Origin of the sequence: Nocardia sp. NPDC006982 (assembly GCF_042869435.1) — a bacterium.
In the GTDB taxonomy this organism is placed as follows: domain Bacteria; phylum Actinomycetota; class Actinomycetes; order Mycobacteriales; family Mycobacteriaceae; genus Nocardia.
The window spans coordinates 1,513,755-1,538,299 of the sequence record NZ_JBIAFV010000001.1; the positions used below are offsets into that span (position 1 = coordinate 1,513,755).

Annotated in this window: 23 protein-coding genes; 3 read left to right on the plus strand and 20 right to left on the minus strand. The window is 64.1% G+C overall.

All coding sequences use genetic code 11. From position 1 onward, the window contains the following. From ACFYOW_RS06850 to ACFYOW_RS06895, 10 genes are all read right to left on the minus strand, one after another. Positions 1 to 1,173, minus strand: a complete 1,173-nt coding sequence (locus tag ACFYOW_RS06850; protein WP_387285204.1) for an MCE family protein — start codon at positions 1,171 to 1,173, stop codon at positions 1 to 3. Beyond that, entirely contained in the window at positions 1,170 to 2,195 is a 1,026-nt protein-coding gene (locus ACFYOW_RS06855; protein WP_387285206.1) for an MCE family protein, read from the minus strand. Before ACFYOW_RS06855 ends, ACFYOW_RS06850 begins: the two co-directional genes overlap by 4 nt. After that, the gene (locus tag ACFYOW_RS06860; protein WP_387285208.1) at positions 2,195 to 3,421 is read right to left on the minus strand and encodes an MCE family protein; all 1,227 of its coding nucleotides are present in this window, start codon (positions 3,419 to 3,421) and stop codon (positions 2,195 to 2,197) included. Before ACFYOW_RS06860 ends, ACFYOW_RS06855 begins: the two co-directional genes overlap by 1 nt. Further along, positions 3,418 to 4,275, minus strand: coding sequence for an ABC transporter permease (locus ACFYOW_RS06865; RefSeq protein WP_387285210.1), 858 nt, complete (start codon positions 4,273 to 4,275; stop codon positions 3,418 to 3,420). Before ACFYOW_RS06865 ends, ACFYOW_RS06860 begins: the two co-directional genes overlap by 4 nt. Positions 4,276 to 4,279: 4 nt before the next feature. Beyond that, complete coding sequence (locus tag ACFYOW_RS06870; protein WP_387286051.1) at positions 4,280 to 4,993, minus strand: MlaE family ABC transporter permease; 714 nt, start codon at positions 4,991 to 4,993, stop codon at positions 4,280 to 4,282. A gap of 772 nt (positions 4,994 to 5,765) precedes the next feature. Beyond that, positions 5,766 to 7,478 carry an FAD-binding protein gene (locus ACFYOW_RS06875; RefSeq protein ID WP_387285212.1) on the minus strand — a complete coding sequence of 571 codons (1,713 nt, stop codon included), beginning with the start codon at positions 7,476 to 7,478 and terminating at the stop codon, positions 5,766 to 5,768. Further along, on the minus strand, positions 7,475 to 7,720 hold the full coding sequence (locus ACFYOW_RS06880) for a biotin/lipoyl-containing protein (protein WP_387285214.1): 246 nt from the start codon (positions 7,718 to 7,720) through the stop codon (positions 7,475 to 7,477). Before ACFYOW_RS06880 ends, ACFYOW_RS06875 begins: the two co-directional genes overlap by 4 nt. Further along, positions 7,720 to 8,703 carry an alpha-ketoacid dehydrogenase subunit beta gene (locus ACFYOW_RS06885; RefSeq protein ID WP_387285216.1) on the minus strand — a complete coding sequence of 328 codons (984 nt, stop codon included), beginning with the start codon at positions 8,701 to 8,703 and terminating at the stop codon, positions 7,720 to 7,722. The genes ACFYOW_RS06880 and ACFYOW_RS06885 overlap by 1 nt, the downstream gene beginning before the upstream one ends. Beyond that, positions 8,700 to 9,713, minus strand: a complete 1,014-nt coding sequence (locus tag ACFYOW_RS06890) for a thiamine pyrophosphate-dependent dehydrogenase E1 component subunit alpha (protein WP_387285218.1) — start codon at positions 9,711 to 9,713, stop codon at positions 8,700 to 8,702. The genes ACFYOW_RS06885 and ACFYOW_RS06890 overlap by 4 nt, the downstream gene beginning before the upstream one ends. Next, complete coding sequence (locus tag ACFYOW_RS06895; protein ID WP_387285220.1) at positions 9,710 to 11,098, minus strand: SRPBCC family protein; 1,389 nt, start codon at positions 11,096 to 11,098, stop codon at positions 9,710 to 9,712. The genes ACFYOW_RS06890 and ACFYOW_RS06895 overlap by 4 nt, the downstream gene beginning before the upstream one ends. A gap of 133 nt (positions 11,099 to 11,231) precedes the next feature. On the opposite strand from ACFYOW_RS06895, the gene ACFYOW_RS06900 reads away from it, so the two are divergent. After that, positions 11,232 to 11,858, plus strand: coding sequence for a TetR/AcrR family transcriptional regulator (locus tag ACFYOW_RS06900; RefSeq protein WP_387285222.1), 627 nt, complete (start codon positions 11,232 to 11,234; stop codon positions 11,856 to 11,858). 22 nt (positions 11,859 to 11,880) lie between these two features. Here ACFYOW_RS06900 and ACFYOW_RS06905 read toward each other — a convergent pair whose 3' ends face one another. From ACFYOW_RS06905 to ACFYOW_RS06945, 9 genes are all read right to left on the minus strand, one after another. Then, positions 11,881 to 14,343 (minus strand): GNAT family N-acetyltransferase, encoded by a 2,463-nt coding sequence (locus ACFYOW_RS06905; protein ID WP_387285223.1) that lies wholly within the window; start codon positions 14,341 to 14,343, stop codon positions 11,881 to 11,883. Between the two features lie 77 nt (positions 14,344 to 14,420). Further along, complete coding sequence (locus ACFYOW_RS06910; protein ID WP_387285225.1) at positions 14,421 to 15,110, minus strand: hypothetical protein; 690 nt, start codon at positions 15,108 to 15,110, stop codon at positions 14,421 to 14,423. After that, positions 15,107 to 16,489: a phenylacetate--CoA ligase family protein gene (locus tag ACFYOW_RS06915; RefSeq protein WP_387285227.1), complete on the minus strand. Its 1,383-nt coding sequence runs from the start codon at positions 16,487 to 16,489 to the stop codon at positions 15,107 to 15,109. The genes ACFYOW_RS06910 and ACFYOW_RS06915 overlap by 4 nt, the downstream gene beginning before the upstream one ends. A 141-nt stretch (positions 16,490 to 16,630) precedes the next feature. After that, positions 16,631 to 17,263: a TetR-like C-terminal domain-containing protein gene (locus ACFYOW_RS06920; RefSeq protein WP_387285229.1), complete on the minus strand. Its 633-nt coding sequence runs from the start codon at positions 17,261 to 17,263 to the stop codon at positions 16,631 to 16,633. Between the two features lie 60 nt (positions 17,264 to 17,323). Beyond that, positions 17,324 to 18,358: a hypothetical protein gene (locus ACFYOW_RS06925; protein WP_387285231.1), complete on the minus strand. Its 1,035-nt coding sequence runs from the start codon at positions 18,356 to 18,358 to the stop codon at positions 17,324 to 17,326. 181 nt (positions 18,359 to 18,539) lie between these two features. Next, positions 18,540 to 18,731 (minus strand): ferredoxin, encoded by a 192-nt coding sequence (locus tag ACFYOW_RS06930; RefSeq protein ID WP_387285233.1) that lies wholly within the window; start codon positions 18,729 to 18,731, stop codon positions 18,540 to 18,542. Beyond that, the gene (locus ACFYOW_RS06935; RefSeq protein WP_387285236.1) at positions 18,728 to 19,864 is read right to left on the minus strand and encodes a cytochrome P450; all 1,137 of its coding nucleotides are present in this window, start codon (positions 19,862 to 19,864) and stop codon (positions 18,728 to 18,730) included. The genes ACFYOW_RS06930 and ACFYOW_RS06935 overlap by 4 nt, the downstream gene beginning before the upstream one ends. A gap of 131 nt (positions 19,865 to 19,995) precedes the next feature. Then, positions 19,996 to 20,886, minus strand: a complete 891-nt coding sequence (locus ACFYOW_RS06940) for an SDR family NAD(P)-dependent oxidoreductase (RefSeq protein WP_387285238.1) — start codon at positions 20,884 to 20,886, stop codon at positions 19,996 to 19,998. 26 nt (positions 20,887 to 20,912) lie between these two features. Continuing rightward, a complete protein-coding gene (locus tag ACFYOW_RS06945) occupies positions 20,913 to 22,379 on the minus strand; it encodes an aldehyde dehydrogenase family protein (protein ID WP_387285240.1) in 1,467 nt (488 codons plus the stop codon). 217 nt (positions 22,380 to 22,596) lie between these two features. On the opposite strand from ACFYOW_RS06945, the gene ACFYOW_RS06950 reads away from it, so the two are divergent. Both ACFYOW_RS06950 and ACFYOW_RS06955 read left to right on the plus strand, forming a co-directional pair. Further along, positions 22,597 to 23,307 (plus strand): TetR/AcrR family transcriptional regulator, encoded by a 711-nt coding sequence (locus ACFYOW_RS06950; RefSeq protein ID WP_387285242.1) that lies wholly within the window; start codon positions 22,597 to 22,599, stop codon positions 23,305 to 23,307. Positions 23,308 to 23,329: 22 nt separating this feature from the next. After that, a complete protein-coding gene (locus tag ACFYOW_RS06955; protein WP_387285244.1) occupies positions 23,330 to 23,968 on the plus strand; it encodes a TetR/AcrR family transcriptional regulator in 639 nt (212 codons plus the stop codon). Positions 23,969 to 23,973: 5 nt separating this feature from the next. Here the strand turns inward: ACFYOW_RS06955 and ACFYOW_RS06960 are convergent, their stop codons facing one another. Next, on the minus strand, positions 23,974 to 24,537 hold the full coding sequence (locus tag ACFYOW_RS06960; RefSeq protein WP_387285246.1) for an ATP/GTP-binding protein: 564 nt from the start codon (positions 24,535 to 24,537) through the stop codon (positions 23,974 to 23,976). Positions 24,538 to 24,545: the final 8 nt, after the last annotated feature.

The window sequence follows — 24,545 nt, forward strand, 5'->3', positions numbered from 1 at the left end:
TCACCTGGCTCCGGGGATCGGAAGCGTGGGTACGGGAGGGAATGTCGGGAACGGCGGGGGCGGTGCGGCGGGCACCGGCGTGTTCGGCCCAGGAGCGGTGTCCTCGGGTGGCACCGTGCCCGGTGGGTTGTTGTATCCGCCGTCGATCTTGTAGGTCGGCCCGCCCAGGATCGACGGGTCCACTCCGGCGTCCTTGAAGGCCGCGTCGATGAACGGCTGCAGGAACTGTCCGGGCAACAGGTTGACGATGTAGGCCTTGAAGAAGGGCCCCGACGCCACCGACTCGCCGAGGGACAGCGCGTACTGGCTCAGTGGAAGCAGGGACTGCTGTATCTCGGACCGACGCCGATCCAGCAGGTCGAGGACATTGTTGAACCGATCCAGGACGGGGCCGAGCTGCTCCCGGTTGTCAGCTACCAGCTGCCGCAGTTGCTGCGACACCTGGTTCACGTTGTCGAGCAAGGTTGCGATCGCGGCGCCGCGCGCATCCAGGCCTGCCAGCAGGGTGTTGCCGTCGACAACCAGCCGATTCAACTGGTCGCTGCGCTTGGCCAGCACCTGCGTGACTCCGGAGGCGTGCGAGAGTAGCTCGGTGAGCATCCGGTCGCGGCTGTCGACCGATTCCGACAGGCGCGCAACGCCGTCCAGCGCGCCGGCCAGATCCGGCTGCACCGCGTCGACGCTCGAGCTCAGCACATGCAATGCCTGGGTGATCTGGTCGGTCTTCAGCCCGCTGATCGACGTCGTGAGATCCCCGAGCGTATCGGGCAGGACGTAGGGAGTGGAGGTGTGCTCCAGACCGATCGCCGAATCGGGGCGCAGCGCCGCGGTTCCTCGCGGACGCAGTTCCATCATCTTGGAACCCAGCACCGTCTTGGTCTTGATGGCCGCCTCGGTCTGATCGCCGAGCCGGACGCCGTTCGCGGTGAACCGGACCAGAATTTTGTTGCCCCTCAGGTCGAGGTTCGTCACCTGCCCGACCGTGACGCCGGCGACCTCCACCGGTGCGCCGGCCCGCAGCCCGGCGGCCTCCGCGAAATATGCCTCGTATTCCCGATGTGCGGCCAGATAGGGGACGTGGTCGTAATTCTGCGCGCTCAGCACGCCTGCGATCACGAGAACCGCGCCGATCAGGCCTGCGCGGAACGAGTTGGATTCCAGCATTCCGTTCATTTCGGTGGAGTACATCTTCCTGCGCGTTGGCCGACAACATTGATATAAACCGGATCACCCTTGGGGCCGTTGACCTTCAACGTCGCATCGCACAGATAAAACGAGAAGAAGTCGCCATAAAGACCCAGTCGGCTCAGGCGTTGATATCTGTCCGGCAATTGCGACAGCAGATTGTCCACATAGCTCCGGTCGTTGTCGATGTTCGTGCTTACCCGACCCAATTCGCCGACATCGGACCGGATCGTGCCGTGCGTTACGTCCAGCAATTGGGCGACCGAACTCGACACGCCGTCGACATGGGTCAATGCAGAACCGATCGGGTCCGTCTGCGCGGAGATTCCGCTGACCACTTTCTGCAGATTGTCGATCATCGAATCGAACCGACCGTTCTTGTCATCGATCGTCCCGAGCAGGGAATTCAAGTTGCCGATGACACTGCCGATCAAGGCGTCGCGGTCGGCCAGCGCCGAGGTAAGACTCGCCGTGTGGGCCAGAAAGTTGGAGATATCCGCATTCTGGCCTTGCAAGACGGCAATCAGTTCACTGGACAATTGATTGACCTGGTCCGGGTCCAGCGCCTTGAACAGGGGCCTGAATCCTCCGATGAGCGCGTCGATATCCAGAGCCGGAGCCGTCTTGTCCACTCCGATCGTCGCGCCCTTCGGTAGCGGCCGAGACGATCCAGCCCCCTGTGTCAGCTCCAAATACCGGTCGCCGACGAGGTTTTCGTAGCGCACCATCGGATGTGTACCGTCGGTGAGCACCACATTCTTGGCCACCGAGAAGGTGACCAGAGCCTTCGAGTCATCGACGACCGAAACACTGCGCACACGTCCGGCCTCGACTCCCGCGATTCGTACGAACTGGCCCGCCCGCAAACTCGAGACATCGCTGAAAATAGCGCGGTAATCGGTCTCCCGATCGAACCTCAAATTGCCGAATACCGTAACGATGGCGAACAAGAAGAAACTCATCGTAGCGATGAACAGCGTAAATTTTACGGCCGGGCCGGTGATCCGCATCAGCGACCACCTCCGGGCAAGGTGAATCCGAACATGAAATCGACGATTGTCGGATCCGCAGGGCGCGGATGATCGGTTCCCGGACCGTGGAGTGGAGCTCCGTTGTCTATTCTCAGATAGGGTGCCGGATACGTGTCCCAGGTGACCGGCGGGTAACATCCGGGCGTACCGCGCGGACCGCCCTTGCCCGCCACCACGGGCAAATTCTCGGGATATTTGTATGGATCGTCACCCAGCAACAGACCGGCATCCAGCCGCACCGAATAGTTCGTGACGTCGACCGTATCGGCCATATTTTCCGCGTCCATTGCGCCGAGGTGCAGCATGCAGACGAACTCAGGGCTGTATTTGCTCAACAGCGCAGTCGTGGGCGTCAGCAGCCGCAACGTGTCGATGATTCCTCGGCCGCTGTCGCCGAATATCGACCTACCACTGCGCCCCAGAGCCGCCGCGGAGTCGAGTACGCCGTCCAGGTCATCGCGACGGGCGACGACCGTATCCGAGGTCACCGACGCGTCTCGGAGAATCGTCATCAGATTCACGCCCGCGTCGCCCAGATTGGTTGCCGCATCGGCCGTTTCGCGCAAATCGGCCCGCAGCGCAGGCAGCTGCGGATTGAGCGCTACCAGCAACGCATCCGCATCGGTGAGAGTTCGGCCGAGCTGCGCTCCCCTGCCGCTCAGCCCCTCATCCAACGCCGCCAGCGTGGCGCTGAGCTTCTCGGGTTCGATCTGATTCATCACGCCGGTGAGGTTCTGGAATACCGTATTGACCTCAGTGGATACATTGCGCGCCGGTATCGCCGCGCCGGCGCTCAGGTGCGACCGCGCCGGGCTCTCCGGCACAACCAGCTCGATGTATTTCGAACCGAAGACTGTGGTCGGCTTGATCTCCGCCGCGACGTTCGAAGGAATCAGCGTCACCTTGCCGGGCTCGAGCTCGATATTCACCGTCGACCTCCCCGCTGCGAGGGAAACCGATTCCACGGTTCCCACTGGGACGCCATGCAGTTTGACCTTGGATCCGGGTTCCATGACCAAACCGGAACGATCCGAGACCACCTGCGCGCGGACGACCGAGTGAAACGCACCGCGGAAGGATGCCAGGCACAGCCAGACGACGCCGAGCAGCGCCGCCAGCAACAGGACACCGGCGCGCAGTACAGGCGGCTTCTTGTACTTCCCTTGGCGCGACTTTCGCAGAAATGCCACAGAAATCGTCCTCATCCCGCCAAGTCGAAGTTTCCGGACGTGCCGTAGACAGCCAGTGACACGAGCAGAGTTACCGAGACCACGGCGATCAGCGAGGCTCGTACAGCGCGGCCGACAGCGAATCCGACTCCCGATGGACCGCCCGAGGCGTGATAGCCGTAGAAGCAGTGGATCAGCATGACGGATATCGACATCACGATCGCCTGCAGGAAGGAGAACATCAGATCGGCCGGTCGCAGGAACGTATAGAAGTAGTGGTTGTAGACGCCGGCCGACTGGCCGGCGATATAGGTCGTGTACAGCTGCGCGGAGAGAAACGACATCAGCACTGCCATCGAATAGACCGGGATGATCACGATCAGGCCGCCGATGACGCGGGTGGATACCACGTAGGCGATCGACCGGATCGCCATGACCTCCATCGCGTCGATCTCCTCGTTGATGCGCATCGCTCCGATGCGCGCGGTCGCACCCGCACCGATGGTGGCCGCCAAGGCGATTCCGGAAGTGACCGGTGCGGCGATCCGCACGTTGATGAATGCCGCAAAGAATCCGGTCAGCGCTTCGACACCGATATTGCTGAGGGACGCGAATCCTTGGATGGCCAGGAGCGCCCCGGCCGAGAGCGTCATGAAGGACACGATCACCACCGTGCCGCCGATGATCGCCAATGCTCCTGTGCCCATACCCATTTCAGCGACGATGCGCAGCGTTTCCTTGCGATAGGCGGACAACGCATGACCGATCTCACGGAAAGCGCGGAAGTAGAACACGCCGTGTTCACCGACGAGACGAACACTGCGTCCCAGCCCGGACAATCGGCGAAAGTACCTCGGGTACCTACTGCGGACGGTGGCGATATTCGACATGGCGCTATCGCACCGTCGCTTTCACTCCGATGGCGGTGACGACGACGTTCACCGCGAACAGTGCCATGAACGCGTAGACGACGGTTTCGTTGACCGCATCGCCCACACCCTTCGGACCACCCTTCACATGCAATCCCATGTAGCAGGCCACCAGTGAGGCCACCAGCCCGAACAGCCCCGCCTTGATCTCGGAGATGACGACCTCGGGAACACCGGTCACGAAAGTGAGGCTGGCGACGTAGGACCCGGGCGTCACGCTCTGCACGAAGACCGAGAACAGGAAGCCGCCGACCAGCCCAACTGTTACGACCAGGGCGTTCAACAGCACCGCGACAAGCGTCGAGGCGTAGACACGAGGCACGACCAACCGGTGGATCGGATCGATTCCGAGGACCCGGACGGCATCGATCTCCTCCCGGATGGTTCGCGAGCCGAGATCTGCGCAGATGGCGGTAGCACCGGCGCCGGCAACGATGAGCACTGTCACGAGCGGGCCGACTTGTGTCACCACACCCAGCCCGGCACCGGCACCCGACAAGTCCTGCGCGCCGAATTCGACCAGCAGGATGTTCAACGTGAAGATCACCAGAACCGTGAACGGCAGGGCGACAAGCAAGGTCGGCAACAGCGCGACACGGACCAGAAACCAGCCCTGCTCGAAGAACTCGGCCCATTGGAACGGTCGGCGTACCGCACAGCGCGCGGTCGTCGCGCACATGTGGAAAAAGTCTCCAACTGCCCGCACGGGGGTATCGAGCGGAAGCCGCACTGTCCCTCCTTGTCATTGAAATGTGCGCCCAGTCACACAATCGGCGCCCATCTTGACAGATTATTTAACTGATTGCAATGGCTGTGCTACTCAACAGCATTCGGTCACTCGACCAGCACGCGAGCTGAGACCCGATTGGCCGAATCGAGCGAGGATCGGAGCGTATCTCACCGAAAGGCCTGTCCCACCAGAATATTTAGGATACTTCCTCGGTTTAACCTCGCGCCGCCCTCGGACTCTCCCGTCGGAGTCCGAACCATTCACCTGAACCGACCAGCCACCTTTGCACGGTTCCAGCACATCCATCGCTACCGAATCCGACGACACGGCGCTCCACGCGGAACCACACTTATAGATATATGATCTGGTGGATTCGGCTCGATTTCACGTCTTCCCCCGATTCCGCCGACCGCAAGACTGCATATTCGAGCCGGATGCCTTCTCTTGCAAGGATTCACGGAGACATGAGAGCTGGAAAAGCATATGACCTTCGATTTGGTGAACCCCATCGAGCAATTCGTCACCGCCCTCGCGTATGTGCTTCTGCGAGGCCAACTTCCACCGACTCCATGAGCGGTCACATGCGGACCCCGCATGGAACCGATCCGAATGCGGCCGGTTGTTCGGACGAGCCCCGACGCAAAGGAGGGCCCGCATATCGCGGACCCTCCTGGCAACGCCGACCTCACCGTCGACCGAAGCTTCGCTCGGCCAGGTGACCTCAGGTATCGGTCATCGGGGTCTTTCGTCCTGCTTTGCCTGCGGCCGAAGCAGCACCGGCGCGGACCATGTGTTGAGCTGCCCGCCAACCGAAGACGAACGACGCGCCGATACTGGCACCCGCGCCGGGATAGGTCCGGCCCATGACCGAGGCCGTGCAATTGCCAGTGGCGTAGAGACCGCCGATCACCGTGCCGTCGGCGCGCAGGACTCGCGCGTCCGCGTCGGTGACCAGCCCGCCGCAGGTGCCCACGTCGCCCGGATACAGCGCCACGGCATAGTACGGCGGCCGGTCCACCGGCGCGACACAAGGATTCGGCCGCACTCGCGGATCGCCGTAGTACCGATCGTAGGCGCGTTCTCCCTTGGCGAAGTCGGGATCCGTGCCGTGCGCAGCGGCGGCGTTGTACCGCTCGAGGGTCTTCTCCAGCGCGGCCTGCTCGACGCCACACCGGTCGGCCAGCGCGGCAATCGAACTTGCCTTGATCATATAACCGCTCGAAATCCATTGCCGCGGCGTCACACCACCAGGCGCCATGCCCCACAGGTAGCGACGCCGGTTGCGGCTGTCCATGATCCACCAGCTCGGTATCGCCGGTGCGACGGCGTTGCGCTCGTACATCGCCTGGCCAACCTCCATGTAAGAGGCAGCCTCGTTGACGTACCGCTCGCCCGTGCCGTCGACCATGATCGCGTGTGGTTTGGACCGCTCGAAAACCGCGTACAGTGGCGACTGGTCGGGCTGGACCGAGGAGGGGATCCACCACGCCTCGTCCATCAGGTCGGTCGCCGCGCCGAGATCCATCGCCGCTTGCAACACTTCTCCGGTATCGCCGGGATTGGCGACCGTCCACTCGGTCGAGGCGGGGCAGCGGCCGTACTTCGCACGCATCTCCGCGTTGTGCGAGAAACCACCGGAATTGATCAGCACGCCGTCGCGCGCCCGGATCCGGATCGTGCGGCCGTCGCGGACGGCGTGTACGCCGACGACGACCCCGTTTTCCTCGATCAGGTCGGTGACTCGGGTCGAGGTCCAGATCGGAACGTCGGCACGAGCCGCCGCGAGCAACATCCAGCCTTGCAACGCCGCGCCGGACCCCCGGACCGATCGGCGCCGCAGGGCCGCCGTGACGAGCCGGGCCCCGACCTTGCCCATCGTCAGAACCGATCGCCACGTCCGAACGCCGAGTGACATCGCGGCCACCTCGGCCGTGTACATCGGAATGGCAGGCAGGGTCTCGCTGATCCGGTACCGCTTCTCCCACGGACCGAGTTGCGTCGTATCGAACAGTTCGGTTTCCAGCGACCGTCCGCGCGCCTTGCCGCCCGGCCGGTCGTCGTAGTAGTCGGAATAGCCTTCGCAGTGCCGGAACGGAATGCCTTGCTGCTCCAGGAATTCCACCATCGGGCCGATGGCGTCGAGAAACGCCGTCACCCGCTCGGGCGAAGCCGAGCGGGTGTCCCGGCCGACAACCGCATCGAAGTATCGCAGGGCGTCGGACCTGCTGTCCTCGACACCGGCGCGGGCGGAGACCGGGTTGTCCGGCAACCACAGCACTCCCCCGGACATCGCGGTAGATCCGCCGACCACATCGGTCTTCTCGATGACCAGGACCTGCCGGCCGGCCGCGGCGGCGGCGAGCGCACCACACAGCGCGCCCCCGCCACTGCCGACCATCAGGCAATCGGTGACGGCATCCCATTCGGCGGTCATGACTCGCCCTCGATCTCGGCGACCAGGGTGCCCACCGGATACGTCTGCTCGACCACGCCGATCAGCCTGATCTTTCCCGAGACCGGCGACTCGATCTCCTGCTCCACCTTGTCGGTGGCCGCGATATAGATCGGCGAACCGGCCTCGACCCGGTCGCCGTCGGAGACCAGCCACTCCGACAGGGTCGCTTCGTCCACGGCCATACCGAGTTTCGGGATCTTGATCTTGTGAACGAGCGGCATCACATCACCTCACGGATCGCCGCGTCGATGCGGGCGTCGCTGTACATGAATTCCTGTTCCAGCACCCGAGCAAAAGGCACCGGGCAATTCCGGGAGCCGACCCGGACCACCGGTGTGCGCGCGTCGCCGCGCAGTTCCTCCGCGATCATCGCCGAGATCTCGGCGCCCACCCCGAATCGCGTCACCGCCTCGTGCACCACGACCGCGCGCCCGGTCCGCGCTACCGACGCGAGCACGGTGTCCTTGTCCAGGGGGGAAATCGTCCGCAGATCGACGACCTCGACACCGATACCTTCGCCGGCCAGGCGTTCCGCGAGCGCGAGTACCTGGGCCACCGGCCTGCCATAGCTGATGACGGTGACGTCGCTGCCCGGACGCGCGATATTGGCCTTTCCCAGCGGGATTCGCAGGCCGGGCTCGGGTGCGGGACCCTTGTCCCAATACGTCGGCATCGTCTCCAGGAAGATGCACGGGTCGTCATCGAAGATGCACGACAGCAGCAGACCCTTGACCTCGGCGGGGGTCGACCCGGTGACGACCTTGAGGCCCGGAACGTGTGCCAGCCATGCCTCGGGCATATCGGAATGCTGTCCGCCCGAACCCATTCCGGCACCGCTCATGGTGCGGATCGTCAACGGCACACCCGTTTGCCCGCCCGACATGAAGCGAATCTTTGCGGCGTGGTTGACGATCTGGTCCATCGCGACCGCCAGGAAATTCGCCAGCATGATCTCCGCGACCGGGCGCATACCCGCCAGCGCCGCGCCCACCGCGGCGCCGGCGATCGCCTGTTCACTGATCGGCGTGCTGCGGACCCGGTGTGCCCCATGCTTTGTCGACAGCCCCGCGGTCACCTTCGCCACACCGCCGCCCTCGCGGTCGGCGATGTCCTCGCCCAGCAGAAATACCGAATCGTCGGTGGCGAGGGCCTCGTCCATCGCCATATTGGACGCCTGCGCGAAGGTGATCGTTCCCGCGCTCATACCGTGACCTCCTGGGCATACACATCGCGGCCGAGCTCATCCACAGCGGGATAATCGCCGGCCCTGGCGAATTCGATCGCGTCTTCGACCTCGCGCCGCACGTCCGCATCGATCGCCGCGAGCTGCGCCTCGTCGGCGGCACCGGAATCGATCAACCGAGCACGCAAACCCGGAACCGGATCCGCGGCCAGACGCTGCGCGTAGATCTCCTCATCGATATAGCTGCTGTCGTCGCCGAAGAAATGACCCATGAACCGGAAGGTCTTGGCCTCCAGCAGAGTCGGGCCTTCGCCGGCTCGTGCCGCTGCCACGGCACGCGTTGCCGCAGTGAACATGTCGGCGGGATCATCGCCGTTCACCGTCACCCCGGGCATGCCGTAACCGGCCGCTCGATCCGCGACATTCGCGCAACTCGTGCCGTTGGCGTAGGTGGTGTGCTCGGCGTAACCGTTGTTCTGGCACAGGAACACCACCGGCAGCTTCCAGACCGAGGCCAGGTTCAACGCCTCGTGGAAGGCACCGATATTGCTGGCCCCGTCGCCGAAATTCGCCACCACGGCGCGATCCTCGCCACGCAGTTGCGCGGCCAGCGCCAGGCCGTTCGCGATGGGCAGGCCGCTGCCGACGACACCGGTGGTCAGCATGACCCCGGACTCGGGATGCGTGACGTGCATCGGGCCGCCTTTGCCCTTGCACGATCCCGTCACCTTGCCGAAGTACTCCGCCAGCAGCAATCGCAGCGGCACGCCCTTGGCGACTTGATCATGCAGGCCGCGATAGGTCGTGACGACGTAGTCCGTCGGGCGCAGCGATACCGCGGTCGCGGCGGCGACGATCTCCTGGCCGCGCGGGGAGTAGTAGGACAGGGCGATCTCACCGGACATGAGCAGTGAACGGATGCGTTCGTCGGTGTGATGGATGCGCTCGGCGATTCGGTAGATCTCGACCAGTCGCTCGGAGGACATCGCGGCGGACACCGCGGTCTGTGTGGATGGGGCTGGTGTCGTCATCGAAGGTCGTCTCCGGTGGTATCCGTGCCGAGATAGCGGTGCAAGGTGCGGTGAAAGTTCGAAATCGGCTTCTCCTGAACGGGATTCGTGCGCGAGCCGGCAAAGCCCCGCGACTTCATGCCCTGCTGTACCTGATGCAGGTTCTGGAAATCCTGGGGAAGGATTCCGCCCCAGTCGTCGTGGTCTCGCCAGTCGGTGAAGAACTGCCGTTCCAGCGGCGGCTCCTGCCCCTCCGGATAGCGCGCCAGTGACCACACATCGAAGACGCAGGAATCGGGATCGTCGCCGTTGGGGCGGGCCCGGTACCAGAGCGCGGCGTCCATGTAGGGCAGCACGATCAGATTCGGGAACATGTGCCAGTCGACTCCGGCCCGGACGATGTTCTCGAAGCTCAGACCGTCCGGCCAGCCCGCACCGTCGCCGACGGCGGCTTCGCGCTGAAACATCATCAGTTTCATCAGGACGGTGGTGGGCTCCTCGTCTTCGGGCACCTCCGTCAGCAGGCGTTTGGCCGCTTCGAAGTCCCGCGCGCTGTAGATGGCGCGCAGGTCCTTCTCCATCATCTCCAGGAAGCCGAACAGACCGTGCCGGAGGTCCTTGGGCACTTCACCGCCCAACCGCTTGGACGGGAACCCCAACGGCCGATTGTCCGGTGGATAGGTGAACATCGAGTGCTTTCCGAAAGCCTCGCTCACCGTCCAGTCGTCGGAGAACCGGAGGATCTGAGGGTGTGTCGCCTGGACGTGGTAGCCCTCGTTGAAAGCCTCCAGGGCAACCTTCCAATTGCAAGGCAGAATTACGGACTTGTACCAGCGGTATCGCATCTTCTCGAACTCGTAGCCGTCGAAGATCTCGGGCACCGGCGCGAGGTAGTCGCGCAGCGGCTCGGGATCGGCTGCCATGCAGACGAATACGAACCCGCCCCAGGTGTCGACGGCGACGGATTTCAGCCGGATCTCCGGATCCTGCAGGACCCCGTTGTAGTCGTCCCGGTCCACGACTTCCTTCGGATTGCCATTCAGATCCCAGCGCCACCCGTGGTAGCGGCAGTAGAAGTTCTTGGCGTTGCCACACCCTTCGGTGAGTCGGCGTCCTCGGTGCTGGCATACGTTGTAGTACGCCACGACGTCGGTTTCATCGACCCTGCTGACGATGATCGACTCGTCCGCGATGTCGTAGGTGACGAAATCGCCGGGATGCGGAATCTCCTCCAGCCGGCATGCTACCTGCCAAATCTCCGGCCACAGTCGCTGCTTTTCCAGCTGTGCGAATTCGGGTGCGTAGTACGGAGCTTTCGGCACGAAGTCGTCGCGCACACGCTCGTCGAAAGTCCGGATTCGATCGGAGGTGTCACGCTGCGCGGAGAGCTCTGTCAGATCAGTCACTATCGGCCTCCTTTGTGTTCTAGGCCACTTTGTTAGATAGTGATTACTGTATAGCGACCTGCGGTAAGGTCTGTCAACGTCCGAATGAAGACCCTCCGACCGGAAGCGGGGACGACGTGGCGGTGGGCGGCATATGACTACCGGCGCCGGTCGCACCACGCGCGGGCGTCGGACCGGCGACGAAATCCGCGCCCGGTTGCTCGATTCCGCGCGCGAGGTGTTCGCGGAGCAGGGCTATGCCGGCGCGTCGACCAAGGAGATAGCGCGGCGGGCCGACGTCACCGAGGTGCTGCTCTTCCGCCATTTCGGCAACAAGGCGGGCCTTTTCGACTCCGCTGTCCTGGATCCGTTCGAGACGTTCGTCGACCGGTGGTCGTGGCATTGGTCCCATCACGGCCTCAGTGGCGAATCGGTCGAAGAATTGGCCCGCGATTACGTGACGCTGCTGTACGAGTTCTTCGACGACAACCGCCAACTCGTCACGGCGCTGCTCGCGGCGCGAACACACCATCCGGCCGCTGCTGAGCGGATCGAGTCACTGTTCACACGGTTGGAACGAACCGTCCGCGACGGCGTCGCGGAGCACGGCCTGCCCACCCGCGACCCGATGATGACGGTGCGCCTCACATTCGGCATGGTGCTCTCTGCGGTGATTCACGCGGACCTGCTGTTCGTCGGCGGCTCCGCCCCCGCGCGCGCGGACGCGATCACTGAGCTGACGTACTATGTGCTGCACGGCATTTCGCATCCCACCGACTGAGGCTGGGGAGAAAATCGCCCCCTCACGGCGACTGAATTCTGGGTTCCCGATGACGGCGCTCCTCGGCCGCCACGGAGAACACGACGTGCGCCTCGCGCACCACCGCCCTCTGCCCCACGGTGCCGGCCGTCACGGGTGAGAGGCGCAATTCGGTCAGCTCCGGCAGTTCCTCGATCATCCATGCGGTGCGCAGAATCGCATCGACCAAACCGTCCACGTCGAACGCCTCGAGCAGCGGGAAGGCGCGCACCGAACGCACCATCCGCGCGGCGTCGAGGTCACTGACCGGCGTGATGTGAAATGCGATGTCTCCGAACAGACTGATCGGCTCACCGAGCACTCCGAAAGCGATCAGCGGGCCGAAGGTCGAGTCGGTGACAATCGAGATGGTGACTTCCGGACCCGAGACATCGTGGTCCGGCTGCACCGCCAGGCCTACGGCATCCAGAAGTTCGGCGACGTCGGCGCCGGCGGCGACACCGACCCCGGCTCGATCCACGACGGCACGCACGCGCGGCACATCGATACCTTTCGGCTGCTGCTGCACACCGGCGGGCTGGCGCCGCCAGAGCCCATAGGCGGTTGCCCGCCCGAGGGCGCTGGCTGCAGTCTCCGGGAAGGTGTAGCTGGGTACCGACCGACCGCTCACCTCCGGTGCCGACAAAACCCCTTCCACCCCATCGAAGCTGGCGACAAGAGTTTTGTGGGGCGCGACCGAACCGGCGCGCACCAATGCAGTAGCAATAGCGTCCGGGTTCTGCGCGAGCGGTGGAGTGAAGAGCGCGATGACGGAATCGACTCCGTCGTCTTCCAGAAGCGCCCGAACCGCCGCCTCGTACCGATCGGCATCCGCTCGGGGAGTCAGGTCGAAAGGATTGACCGGTTCGCTGCTCGGCACCAGCTCGCGCAGTGTCGCCAGCGTCGCATCACTCACGGCGGCCAATCGAAGGCCGGCAGCGCGGCTGGCGGCCCCCGTCAGCACACCCGGCTGGCTAGCATTGGTGACAATGCCGACGCGCTCTCCCCGCGGCACCGGCTGGTGCTCGAAAAGCCTTGCGACGTCGAACATCTCGGCGAGCGTTCGCGTCGCGACAATCCCGGTCTGGGAGAACAGTGTATCCGTCACCGCCCCCCGATCGATCGTGCGCATGTCGAGGGCCCCACCGAATGACGGCTGCACCGCACTGGTTACGGTCACAATGGGCTTTCGTGCGCTGACCCGCCGCGCGAGGCGAGCGAACTTCCTTGCGTTGCCGAATCTTTCGAGATCCAGCAGGACCACCGAGGTGGCCGTGTCCTCTTCCCACCACTGCAACAGGTCGTTCGGTGAGACGTCCACCGAACGCCCCAGCGACGCGAAGCTCGACAATCCGAGACCGATCCGGCAGGCGTGCTCCAGAACCGCGAGGCCGAGGGTGCCCGACTGGCTCGCCACAGCCACGACTCCGGGCGGCGGCAGCGACACGGAGAACGTCGCGGCCAGGCGCCGCGAACCCTGCTGCGCGAGAATCCCCATGCTCGCGGGCCCGATCACGCGCATCCCCCGGGCACGTGCGTACCGGACCATATCCCGCTCTGCGGCGCGGCCGGCCGCGCCCAGCTCACCGAATCCGACGGACACCACGATCACCGCGGCCACCGCGGCGGCAGCACAGTCGCGCATGATCTCGGGGACGAGGTCGGCGGCAACCGCGATCACCACGAGGTCGATCGGTTCGCCGATCGAACTGACGGTGGGATGGGTCGAGAGCCCCATCACGGCCGTGATGTTCGGATTGACCGCATAGACGCGCCCCGGAAACCCGTGCGTCACCAGGTTTTTCACCACGGCGCGCCCCAAGTTGTCCGTACTGAGGCCCGCTCCGACCACGGCAACGGTGCGAGAATCGAAGATTCGCTGCATCGACGAGCGAGTCGACAGATGTTCCCGGCGATCCGAGCCCGCGACCACCTGCGCCCTGGGGTGAATCGCGATGTCGGCGTGTATCACCGAGCCGGGCGGCCCGAATTCGACGAGATAACCCGAACTCTCGAGCGTACGGATCATGGCGATGTTCTCGGCGAGAATGTCGGCTTCGAGCACCGTGATCCCACTGTCGCGAGCGGCTGCAGCGATGTGTTCGAGCAGCAATCCGCCCAGTCCGTTGGACTGGAACTCGTCTGCGATCGTGAAGGTCACCTCGGCACGGTCGTCCCTGCCGGCGATTCGTGCGAAGTCGCCGACACCGACCGCTCGATTCTCGTAGATCGCCACGAGCGCCACCTGATCTCGGGTGCCGAGGTTCATGAATCGCGCCAGACCTGCGCGATCCAGCGTTACGACCGGCCCGAGCATGCGCATCGATACGGTGCGGCGCGACAGTCGATGACTGAAATCGACTATGAGATCCAAATCGGAGGCGTCGAGGCGCCGCACGAGCACCGAACGCCCATCCCTGAGCAGCCCCGGTGTCCCTTTGTCCGCATCGTCCTCATCGTGTGCCACGCCGTCGCCTCTCGACCGGAGAACCTCGCACGACTCAGGCGCTCACCCACCGCCGCCGGCGAGGGTGAGCGCCGCCCTCAGAATTCCACCAGAATGGTGTCGCCCGCCGTCCTCACCTGTCCTGAAAGACCCGTCGGAACATCGATGATCCGCGCGGTCCGGGCGGCGGTGGCCGAGACGACCAGGTACCCGCCCTTTTCGTGGACATCCCATTCCGCTCCGTCGACTCGCAGCACTTCCGGGGCGTCGGGTCGAGCCAGCGCGAGTGCCGGGCCGAGAAAGGCCATGAGCGTCGAATTCACATTCGCGGCAACCAGTTCGGCGTGGGCGTCGGGCCGGGCCCAGATCACCCGCACCTTCTCGAATACTGCCGCGAGATCCGGGTTCTGTGCCTTCACCGATCCCAGAGTTTCCGCGCACAGGCCGATCACCACCGTGATCGGCATGCGAGTCAGCACCGAAAGGAACCGCGCCGAATCCCAGTTGTAGGTTTCGGCAGGAGTGTAGGTCGCACCGATCCGCCGCAACGCTCGGATGACCGGGCTCAGCCACGGCCCCTCATGGTTCGGCGTGGTGATCAACACGTGGTCGTCCGCTGTGACGCCCGCGGCGACCAATCGCTCGTGCGCCCACACGACATCGCGTTCCAGATCTTCCCAGCCGATCTCGTAGTCGACGAATCCCTCCCCCGCGCGGCATACACCGATGCCGTAAATGGGGGACCGAGGAAACCTGCGCACCGCTTCCAACATTGTCTTCCGTGTCATCCCTTGACCGTCCTCGGGAACTTGGCCACGCTCGAGCTGTACTGAAGGATCTCCTCCACCGTGAGCATGGTGATATCGACGCTGACGTGCAGCTCGGACTCCAGGATTGCGAGGAGCCGTTGTTCGAGTTCCTCGACGTCCGCGGTTCGCTCCGGCGCATAGCCGACGCGCAGGCGCAACCGGGTCATCTGATCGTTGGACCGGATGATCTGGAACATGCCGTCGGTCAGTTCCGGCTGTGATTCCACCAGCCGCCACACATCGCCCACCACGATCGCCTTGCCGCCGACGACCGTCTCGTCGCCGCGGCGACCGGCGAACCACATCCGGGCGTGGGTCCGGCCGCTGGGTGACGGTTCATGGGTCATCCGCACGAGGTCGCCGGAGCGGAACCGGATGTAGGGCGCCACGCGGTTGTCGAGATCGGTCGCGATCAGCTCGCCGATCTCTCTATCGCCGACGGGCCGGTCGGTCACCGTGTCGACCACCTCGGGGAGCATCGTGTCCTCCCACAGCGTGAAGCCATCGAGTTCCGGTCCCTCCCAGGCGGTTCCGGTGTCACCAGCGCTGGTGTAGGTGACGATCTTCACGCCCCAGTCCTCGGTGACCTTACGCTTGAGCGCGGCACCCATCGGCTGCCCCGCGAAGGCGAAGAATTTCACCGACGTGAACGCTTCGCGCAGGTCGTATTTCGCCTCGAGCTTCTCGAACTCCATGATGGCCGGTAGGTGCACCTGCATGTACGCGACCTTGTGCTCGCGGATGGCTCGCACCAGGGCCTCGCCCTGTCCCAGCCAGCTATCGGCGAACACCGGGGTGAGTCCCATCGCGAGGTAGAAGTCGTCCCAGTAATTGCGGAATGTCCCGACCGGGACGATCACCCGGTCACCGGGCCGCAGGCCGTGCGCGTAGAGATCGCGGGCGGAGATGGCGGGCAGCGGCGGGGCGTCCGTCCAGACCTCAGGCAGAGGTTCGGGCTCCGAAGTCGTACCCGAGGTTGTGGTCACCGAAGTCAACGTCTTCGGGTCAACGCACAGCAGACCGCCGTACGGGTCGCCGGTGCGTGCTCGAAATGCCTGAATATCGGCCTTGGTCAAGGTCGGAATCTTCGTCGTGAAGTCTTCCAGGGTCTCGATATCGTCCGGCGACACACCGGCCGCGCTCCAGAGCTCGCGGTACAGCGGCGAGTTGTCCCACGCGAACCGGACCAATTCCACCACCGCGGCTTCCTGAGCCGCCCTGATGGCGTCCCTGGAAGCCGTCTCCACATCGGGCTCCAGGAACTCGTGGACATTACCGTCGAGTGTCCTGCGCGGGTCTTTCAGCCCACTGCTAGTCAATGTCTCCTCCATCGCCGAGGCCTCCGCACGCTCGATCATCCGAACGGTCCATTGACTCGACCGCAGACCGAAGCGTGATCCACCACACAGCATACAGCATAAATATTTAGCTATATATCCAAGGTTCCCGGGGCAGACCGCGCACAACCTTCGCCCCCGCGAGCGCCGCTGGTCAGACCGTCACAACCCGTCGGGCCGAGGCGCTCCGGACAGCGCGAGGAAGGTGTCCACCACCGCCGCGAGGTCGACAGCGAAGCCGCTGGACGCACCCCCCGACCACTGCGCGACGACCGTCAACGCGCCCAGAAATGCCGCCGCCAGTACTCGCGGGTCGGCATCCGCAGCGAATTCCCCTCGCGCGCAAGCGCGGTCGAACACGGCGACGACACGTTCGTTACCGGGGAGGATCACCGTCCGCTGAACGTGGGCATACAGTTCCGGATGCCGGGCGGCCTGACCGGCAAAGGTGAACAGGACCTGCAGCCCGGGCCATGCATCCGGCCTGTCGAATGCCTCGATCAGGAGGCTCAGCTCCTGCCGGAGATCACCCAGATCAGGGATTTCGGGCCACGTCGCGATCGATGCCAGCGCATCGACGATGAGCTCCTGCGCACTCGACCAGCGGCGGTAGAAACCGCTGTTCCCGACTTTCGCGCGACGAAGGGTGGCGGTGAGACTGAAGGCGTCGACTCCCGAGGAGATGAGTTCGGCCCTGGCTTCTCGTAACACCCGCTGTTGCACGGTGGCGTCGGATGGACGGCCGGTGCGCCGAGGTTCGTCGTCCGACGATCGAGCCGGTGTCCGAGTCGCCATCCGTCGACTCTAAGTCATCTACCCGGGCCAGCGGCCACGCGAACTTTCACCGGTCACGAATCACCAGCGGCGACGTTCACCGTTCCCCGGAACCGACTCGCCCCACGCCATCCAGACGTCGGGGACCCGGGTGTCCGAGACCCGGTGAATACGGCCCTCCTGCTGCGGGTTGGGAATCCGCCCGAGGCCCTCCATACGGCCGTTCGGATCCGGTTCGCACACCCACGGGTCACCGTTGATCGTGTAGTCGATGCCGTCGTGCCAGTAACCATCGGCATCGCGGCGGATCACCGCGTCCATGGTGCGGGCTGTCGTGACCGTGCCGTCGCTGTGACCGATGACTCCGACGTGGAAATCACCGTTGCCGAACAGGAAGTGCCCGACCTCCGAGGTGCCGTCGTCGAAGTGGTTGGCCCACGAGTACCAGGTCGTGTACTCGGCATCGTGTAGTGGATCCTTGTCCACGTACAGGCGGCCGCCCTCACGCATCCAAGCCTCCTCCCAGAACAGGAATCCGCGCACGTGCTTGCCCGCCAGGTCGCCCTCGACCAACCACGTCTGGGTCAGATACAACAGCGAGGAATCCGGGCCCGGAAGGAACCACTGCAACGGCGGCGCGGCCAAGGTTCCGGTCACCTCGATGACATCGGTCTCCTGATAACGCAGCGTCTGCGCGGACAGTTCCAGGGTCACGGCCCGCCCGTGATCGTTTGCCGGTGACGTGAACTCGACGGCACCGGTGCCGAGAACGCGCCGGCTCAGCTCGTTGCTCTCGGGCGCGTGGCGCGGCTCCCGGCGCAGCTGCATCTGTTCGGTGCCGCCCGCGCTGGAGAGCAGGATCAGCTTGCCGCCCAGGGAGCGAATGTCGGCGCCCGCCTTCTTGTCGTCCCGAACGGCGGGCACGCGCCGCATGATCGAATGCAGTCCGCCGTCGTCGTCGCGCACCGTTCCCCAGATATAACCGGCCTCGGGTGCGAGGCCGTGGACGCTGGTGTCCGGCGAGAGGACAGCCGCCGGCTCGAAACGCCGACCCGAACTGATCGCCGCGTGATTGAACGAACCTGTCGGTGACAGATTTGTGAGGGTAGAGGTCATGATCCAGTCCTTATATGAATGCCGACAGCAGACGCCGACGCACTGAACACGAAACCGGCTTCGACGGCACGGAGGTGTTCGTCACGAATCCACGAAGTCGCCGTGAACTCGCCGACCGCACTTTCGGTCACGCTAATTACCGTAAGTCGGAGCGCGTCGGAACGCAATGCCGGCGAAGGTCTTACTCCTCCAGCAGGATCGCCCGCTCCGGGCACGCACTGACGCCTCGGTGCGCCCGATCGGCATCGGAGTCCGCGACCTCGACCGACTCGAGACTCGAGTAGCCGTCGTCGTCGATCGGGAACAGGTCGGGATCGGCGGCGTGGCACAACGCATGCCCGACACACTGGTCACTGTCGAGCCGAAGTCTCATCGCAGCACCACCGGAAGGTTCGTCACGGCACGGACAGCGATGTTGTCGTAGGTCAGGGCGTCGATGTCGATCTCGTACTGCGGGATCCGAGTCAGAATCTCCCGCAAGGCGATTCGCAACTCCAGCCGGGCGAGATGCGAGCCGAGGCAGCGGTGCACGCCACTGGCGAACGTCATGTGCGCCGTGCGCTCCCGATGGAAGTCCACGCGCAATGGATCTTCGTGATAGGTCGGATCCACATTCGCCGCGGCCCAGAACGCGTTGATCTGTTCTCCCTCAGGGATGACGAGACCGTCGCCGAGATCGATATCGCGCTGCGCGTATCGCATCCCGGACGGGACCGGCGACTCGAATCGCATCAGCTCTTCGATAGCAGGCATCAGCAGATCGGGCGAATCGACCAACGCCTGCCGCCGTTCGGGATGGCGGCCGAGCCACGTGATCAGACACGACAGCGACGCGGTGACTGTATCCAGGCCGGCGAACATGAGCAGGAAGAGGATGTTGATCAGATCGAACTCGGCGAGCGGCTCCCCGGCGACCTCGGCACGAAGCAACTCGGCGATGACATCGTCGTCCTCATCGATGCGGCGGCGCTTCTCGGCGAGGAATCCGTTGAAGTACTCGAGCAGCTTGCCTCCCGCCGCGGCCATGTTCGCATCGATCTCCTCGGTCGTCTCCCCCTTGGGGTGAATGACTCCCTCTTTGAACTCCAGAAAGAAGTCGAGGTCGGCGAGCGGAGCACCGACGAGACCGAGAAACGTCTGGCACGGCAACGGGGTACAGAAGTCGCGATACAGTTCGGCGCCACCGGCCTTCCGAGCCTCGCTGATCAGCTCGGCGGCCAACCGGCGGATACTGTCTTGGAGGTGCTGCACACGTTTGGGAGCGAAGAGCGGGTCGAGTAGGCGCCGCCACTTCTTGTGGTCAGGCCCGTCGATCTCGAGCGGTATCAGGCGCCCGTCGTGGCCGAAACTCCCACCGCGCCCGCCGTTTCCGAGTACGTCCTGGTGCTTGTTGACAGCGAGGATGTCTTCGTGGCGGTAGAGATGCAGCGCGCCGTCGAGATGTTCGGCGCGGACGTCCCGGGCCTTCTCGAAGTAGACGTGTTGCGGTTCGGCGAGATCTTTCACACGCTGGGACAGTCCCGACACGCGAGGGTCGAATCTTGTACTGGCAGGTTGCATCGAGCCCTCCATGGGCAAGGGCCGGCGCCGCCGACTTCACGGTCGGCGCCGGCGCAACGATCAGGTATGGGTCGGAATCAGCGGTCGATCTGTTCGCGCAGGTCGTCGGGAATGGAGCCCGAGGTGATGTCCTCACTCTTGCCGAGGTCGGTCGGGAAAATGATCGACGTCCGTGCGAACTGTCCACCGTCGGCGGAGGCAACGGTCTGGCCGGACATGTAGCCCGACTCGTCCGAGGCCAGGAACAACGCGAGGTTGGCGTTGTCCCGCAGCACCGGCGGGCGTTCCAGGCGCAGGGGCATGGCTCGCTCGTCGGGGTTCCACGGCGACATTTCTTCGTAGGACTTGCCCAGCACTTCGGCCTCGAGAGGAAGAGCGAAGTTCACCGACATACCGTGCGTCGGACACAGGGCATTGGCACGGATCCCGAACTTGCCGAACTCGAGCGCGGCCGCACGCACCAGACCGTTCACCGCCGCCTTCGAAGCGGTGTACATCGGAAAGCCGGGGTAGGCGGTCAACGACGCAGCCGACGACGTTGCCAGCAAAGCCCCGCCGGACTTGCTGGCGATCATCCACTGGGCGGCGGCTTTCCAAGCCAGATAGATTCCCGTGCTGTTCACCGCGAAGATGTTGTTCCAGTCCTCCAACGACGACTCCGCCAGCGGTTGCATACCGAAGCCGGGCTCCGGGATTCCCGCGTTGGCCCACATCACATCGATCCGGCCGTATGCCGAGACCGTGGCCTCCACCAACCGATTCATATCGGCCTCGACGCGAACATCGGCGTCCACCGCGGTGGCGGTGCCACCCTGCGCCTCGATCTCACCGGCAACCTTCTTCGCACGGCCCGGGACCACATCGCTGACCACCACTCGCGCGCCCTCGGCCGCGAACAGGAGGGCTCCCTCGCGGCCTAGTCCGGAACCCGATCCGGTAATCGCTACTACTTTGTCCTGCATGCGCATTGAACAACTCCTCGAATCGGTGCGAATCAGTACTCGGGGCTCGCGATGGACTTGATTCGCAGGTACTCCCGGAATCCGGCGACACCGTGCTCCACACCGTCACCGCTGATGCCGTAGCCGCCGAAGGGCGCGTCCGGCGAGAGATAGAAGGAGTTGTTGATGTTGACCGTTCCGGCCCGCAGCTTGTGCGCGACCTTCCAGGCTCGTTCCTCGTCGGAGGACTGCACGTAGGCCGACAGGCCGTATCGAGAGTTGTTTGCGACTCGCACGGCCTCGTCGTCGCCGCCCTCGTAGCGGATTACCGACAGCACCGGACCGAACACCTCCGTCTGGGCGATCTCCGCATCCTGGTCCACGTCGGCCAGCAAAGTGGGCTCGTACCAGAAGCCACGGTCGTGGCGGTCGCCACGCTTTCCACCCGCCAGCAGCCGTGCGCCGGCGGCAACCGCTCGATCGACCAATCCCTCGATCCGCTCGAGTTGTTCTTCGCGGATGATCGGCCCGACCATGTTCGCCGGATCCGTGGGGTCACCCCAGGCCAGGTTGGCGATCATCGGCTGCAGCCGGGCGAGCACCTCGTCGTAGACGTCCGCGTGCACGACCATTCGTGTCGCCAGCGCACATCCCTGACCGCTGTTGGACATGCACATCACCATGCCGAGGCCGCACGCCAGGTCCAGATTCGCGTCCGGCAGAATCACATTCGCCGACTTGCCGCCCAGTTCGAGCACGGTGTGCCGGATGCCGTTGGCTGCTCGCTCGGCGATCCGCTGGCCGACGCCGGGCGATCCGGTGAAGTGGTAGAGGTCGATGCGCTGGTCCGCGGTCATGGCATCCCCGACGATGGCCTTGTCCGCGGAACTGATCGCGTGATACGCACCCTTCGGGATGTCGGTGGATTCGCTCACGATCTGAGCGAGCAGCGCTGCTGTCAACGGCGTATCCGGTGCGCTCTTGAGGACAACCGCGTTACCGGTGGCCAGTCCGTGGTGCACCTTCCAGATCGCGGTCATGAACGGGGCATTCCACGGCGTGATGGCTCCGACGACGCCATAGGGCTCGTAGCGAATCCGGCGTAGGCTGCGATTTCCGAGGATGTCGAAGGCCGGAAGGTCCTCTTCCCACTCGAACGACGTGATGAGGTCGTTGAAAAAGTCCATGCCCTCGACCATCACGTCGACGTGAGTAGGCATGTTCTGCACGCAGATCCCTGCTTCGGCGGTAAGCAGCGCCTTGATCTCGTCGGACCGCGCGCGTAGCCCTTCCTGCAGTTGCACCAGGCACTTTCGCCGGAACTCGTGATCATTTCCCCAGTCGGAACTATCCGCGAAGTGCCGGGCCGCGGTGATCGCATCGTCGACGTCCTCGACGCCGGCATCCGCCGCCTGCGCGATCACCGACTGGTCCGCCGGGTTGATCACGTCGTAGCGGCGTCCCGATCGCGCTTCGCGGAATTCTCCGTCGATGAATAGCCGACCTTCTAGCGTGGGCATCTACCGATCTCCTCACATCTGTACTTGATGAATCGAGCAGTCGCGTCAACGAAAATCGCCGCGTCCGCGCATGCAGGACCGAACGATGGGTCGCTGATCGAGGGATCGTCAGGCATTCAGGAAGAGTGACGCGAATCTCATAAATCATCTAACTGTAATCGAGGTCACGTTGTCAAGGGAGTTCGACTCCCTAACTCGGCTGTGCGACGATCGAAGCATGGGCACAGTCAGTACCGGCCGAAAACGACGATCATCCGCAGAGGTCAGGAGGCTTATTGCCGACGCCGCCTCGGCGGAGTTCATCGAGAACGGTTTCGAGCGGACGACCATCCGCTCGGTGGCACTGCGGGCAGGAGTGACCGAATCCATGGTCTTCCGCCACTTCGACTCCAAGCCGGAACTTTTTCGTTCGACCGCCGCCGCACCACTTGTCGAGTTCATGAACAATTTTGCCGACACCATGGGCGACACACCGCAAAGCCCCCGCGATATCACCGTCCGCTTCGCCCAGGGTCTGTACGACCTGTGTTCGGCAAATCGCCACATTCTCGTATCGCTGGCGGCTGGCGCCAGCGAACATGCGCCCACGGCCGAAGAGTCACCGCTCGCACCGTGCCTGCACGCTCTGATCGACGGCGTTCACCGATACATGGCCGCCAACGGAACACAAGCCACGAACGACATCCAGGCATCAGTCCGCATGACAGTGGCCCTCGTTCTCGGCACCGCACTCGCGGGCGACGCTCTTTTCCCGCCGGATACCGAGGAGACCGAAATCCCCATGGCGCTGGCGCAATACATCCTCTCCGGCTCCGGCTACGCCGCAGAACCGGGAACGGGTAGAGCCCGGCGAGGACAGGCGGCTCGCACACCCGCCGACGAGGCTACTGGCCCAGCCTTCGCGCATGCAGTAGAATTATCTATCTGATTGGCATGAGTGAGGTGCAAAGGTGCAGCCGTTCGCCACCACTTGCGACATACGCGAGTTCGAGACGACCGAATACACACCGTCGGCGCGGGACTCCGAAACGCGGAGGATCCTCACCGCGGCCCGGCGTGTACTCGAGCGGTCCCGGTTCCGGTCGCTGAAGGTCCGCCAAGTTCTCGCGGCATCCAGCACCTCGGCGAGTCACTTCTATCGCCGGTTCCCCAGCAAAGCCCACCTGATGCTCGCCCTGCTCGAGGATGAGGTCCGACTCGTCGACCGCCGGCTTCGGGACCGGATCGACCCCGCGGCACCGGTCTCCGAGCAACTGCGCACATGGCTGCAGTACAACATCGGCACCCTCTACGACCAAGCTCGCGTGCATCGCACCCGCCTGTTCCTGGACCAGGACATGTTGGACCTCCTTCCCGAGCAGGTCACGATGCTGTACGGCATATTCGACAAGCAGCTGGCCGAAATAGTCCGGCGCGGTATGCGCAACGGCGAACTGCGGCCGGGAAACCCCGCCGGCGATGCGTTACTCGTCGGATACCTCGTTCGCGGGCTGCTGACCAGCGGCGTCAAGCAGGGACTTCCGCCCGGCCAAGACGAGCTGATCACTCATGTCCATGCCTTCGTGCTGCGTGCCCTCGGCCACCGATAATCCGGTCAGAGCAAAGCTTCGGCCCGGCCCGAGTCGGCAAGGGAGAGAACGTATTCCATCAACGACAGCAGCACGTTCTTGACCGAATCTCGCTCGCGCGCGTCACACAACACGACCGGCACGCCGGCATCCAGGTCCAAAGCCTCCGTGATTTCCTCTGCTGTATACACATCGGCTTCGTCGAAACAATTCACTGCCAGAATGAAGGGCACTCGGCGGCTTTCGAAATAGTCCAACGCCGCGAACGAGCCACTGAGGCGGCGAGTGTCCGCGAGGACGACGGCGCCGAGTGATCCCCGAGACAATTCGTCCCACAGAAACCAGAACCGGTCTTGTCCCGGAGTCCCGAACAGATAGAGGACCAGGGCATCGTTGAGCGTGATTCTGCCGAAGTCGAGCGCCACCGTGGTGGTGGTCTTCGATTCGACGCCGTCCACATCGTCCACACCGACGCTCAGCTGGCTCATCACCTCCTCCGTGCGCAGCGGAGCCACCTCACTGATCGCTGAGACCAGTGTCGTCTTGCCGACTCCGAAACCTCCTGCGACCAAGATTTTCACAGCAGTCATCGGAAGAA

Bases quoted from the DNA above. Each gene is read 5' to 3' on its own strand.
- ACFYOW_RS06850 (WP_387285204.1), bottom strand. From the start codon at position 1,173: ATGAACGGAATGCTGGAATCCAACTCGTTCCGCGCAGGCCTGATCGGC.
- ACFYOW_RS06855 (WP_387285206.1), bottom strand. From the start codon at position 2,195: ATGCGGATCACCGGCCCGGCCGTAAAATTTACGCTGTTCATCGCTACG.
- ACFYOW_RS06860 (WP_387285208.1), bottom strand. From the start codon at position 3,421: ATGAGGACGATTTCTGTGGCATTTCTGCGAAAGTCGCGCCAAGGGAAG.
- ACFYOW_RS06865 (WP_387285210.1), bottom strand. From the start codon at position 4,275: ATGTCGAATATCGCCACCGTCCGCAGTAGGTACCCGAGGTACTTTCGC.
- ACFYOW_RS06870 (WP_387286051.1), bottom strand. From the start codon at position 4,993: ATGTGCGCGACGACCGCGCGCTGTGCGGTACGCCGACCGTTCCAATGG.
- ACFYOW_RS06875 (WP_387285212.1), bottom strand. From the start codon at position 7,478: ATGACCGCCGAATGGGATGCCGTCACCGATTGCCTGATGGTCGGCAGT.
- ACFYOW_RS06880 (WP_387285214.1), bottom strand. From the start codon at position 7,720: ATGCCGCTCGTTCACAAGATCAAGATCCCGAAACTCGGTATGGCCGTG.
- ACFYOW_RS06885 (WP_387285216.1), bottom strand. From the start codon at position 8,703: ATGAGCGCGGGAACGATCACCTTCGCGCAGGCGTCCAATATGGCGATG.
- ACFYOW_RS06890 (WP_387285218.1), bottom strand. From the start codon at position 9,713: ATGACGACACCAGCCCCATCCACACAGACCGCGGTGTCCGCCGCGATG.
- ACFYOW_RS06900 (WP_387285222.1), top strand. From the start codon at position 11,232: ATGACTACCGGCGCCGGTCGCACCACGCGCGGGCGTCGGACCGGCGAC.
- ACFYOW_RS06910 (WP_387285225.1), bottom strand. From the start codon at position 15,110: ATGACACGGAAGACAATGTTGGAAGCGGTGCGCAGGTTTCCTCGGTCC.
- ACFYOW_RS06915 (WP_387285227.1), bottom strand. From the start codon at position 16,489: ATGATCGAGCGTGCGGAGGCCTCGGCGATGGAGGAGACATTGACTAGC.
- ACFYOW_RS06920 (WP_387285229.1), bottom strand. From the start codon at position 17,263: ATGGCGACTCGGACACCGGCTCGATCGTCGGACGACGAACCTCGGCGC.
- ACFYOW_RS06925 (WP_387285231.1), bottom strand. From the start codon at position 18,358: ATGACCTCTACCCTCACAAATCTGTCACCGACAGGTTCGTTCAATCAC.
- ACFYOW_RS06930 (WP_387285233.1), bottom strand. From the start codon at position 18,731: ATGAGACTTCGGCTCGACAGTGACCAGTGTGTCGGGCATGCGTTGTGC.
- ACFYOW_RS06940 (WP_387285238.1), bottom strand. From the start codon at position 20,886: ATGCGCATGCAGGACAAAGTAGTAGCGATTACCGGATCGGGTTCCGGA.
- ACFYOW_RS06945 (WP_387285240.1), bottom strand. From the start codon at position 22,379: ATGCCCACGCTAGAAGGTCGGCTATTCATCGACGGAGAATTCCGCGAA.
- ACFYOW_RS06950 (WP_387285242.1), top strand. From the start codon at position 22,597: ATGGGCACAGTCAGTACCGGCCGAAAACGACGATCATCCGCAGAGGTC.
- ACFYOW_RS06960 (WP_387285246.1), bottom strand. From the start codon at position 24,537: ATGACTGCTGTGAAAATCTTGGTCGCAGGAGGTTTCGGAGTCGGCAAG.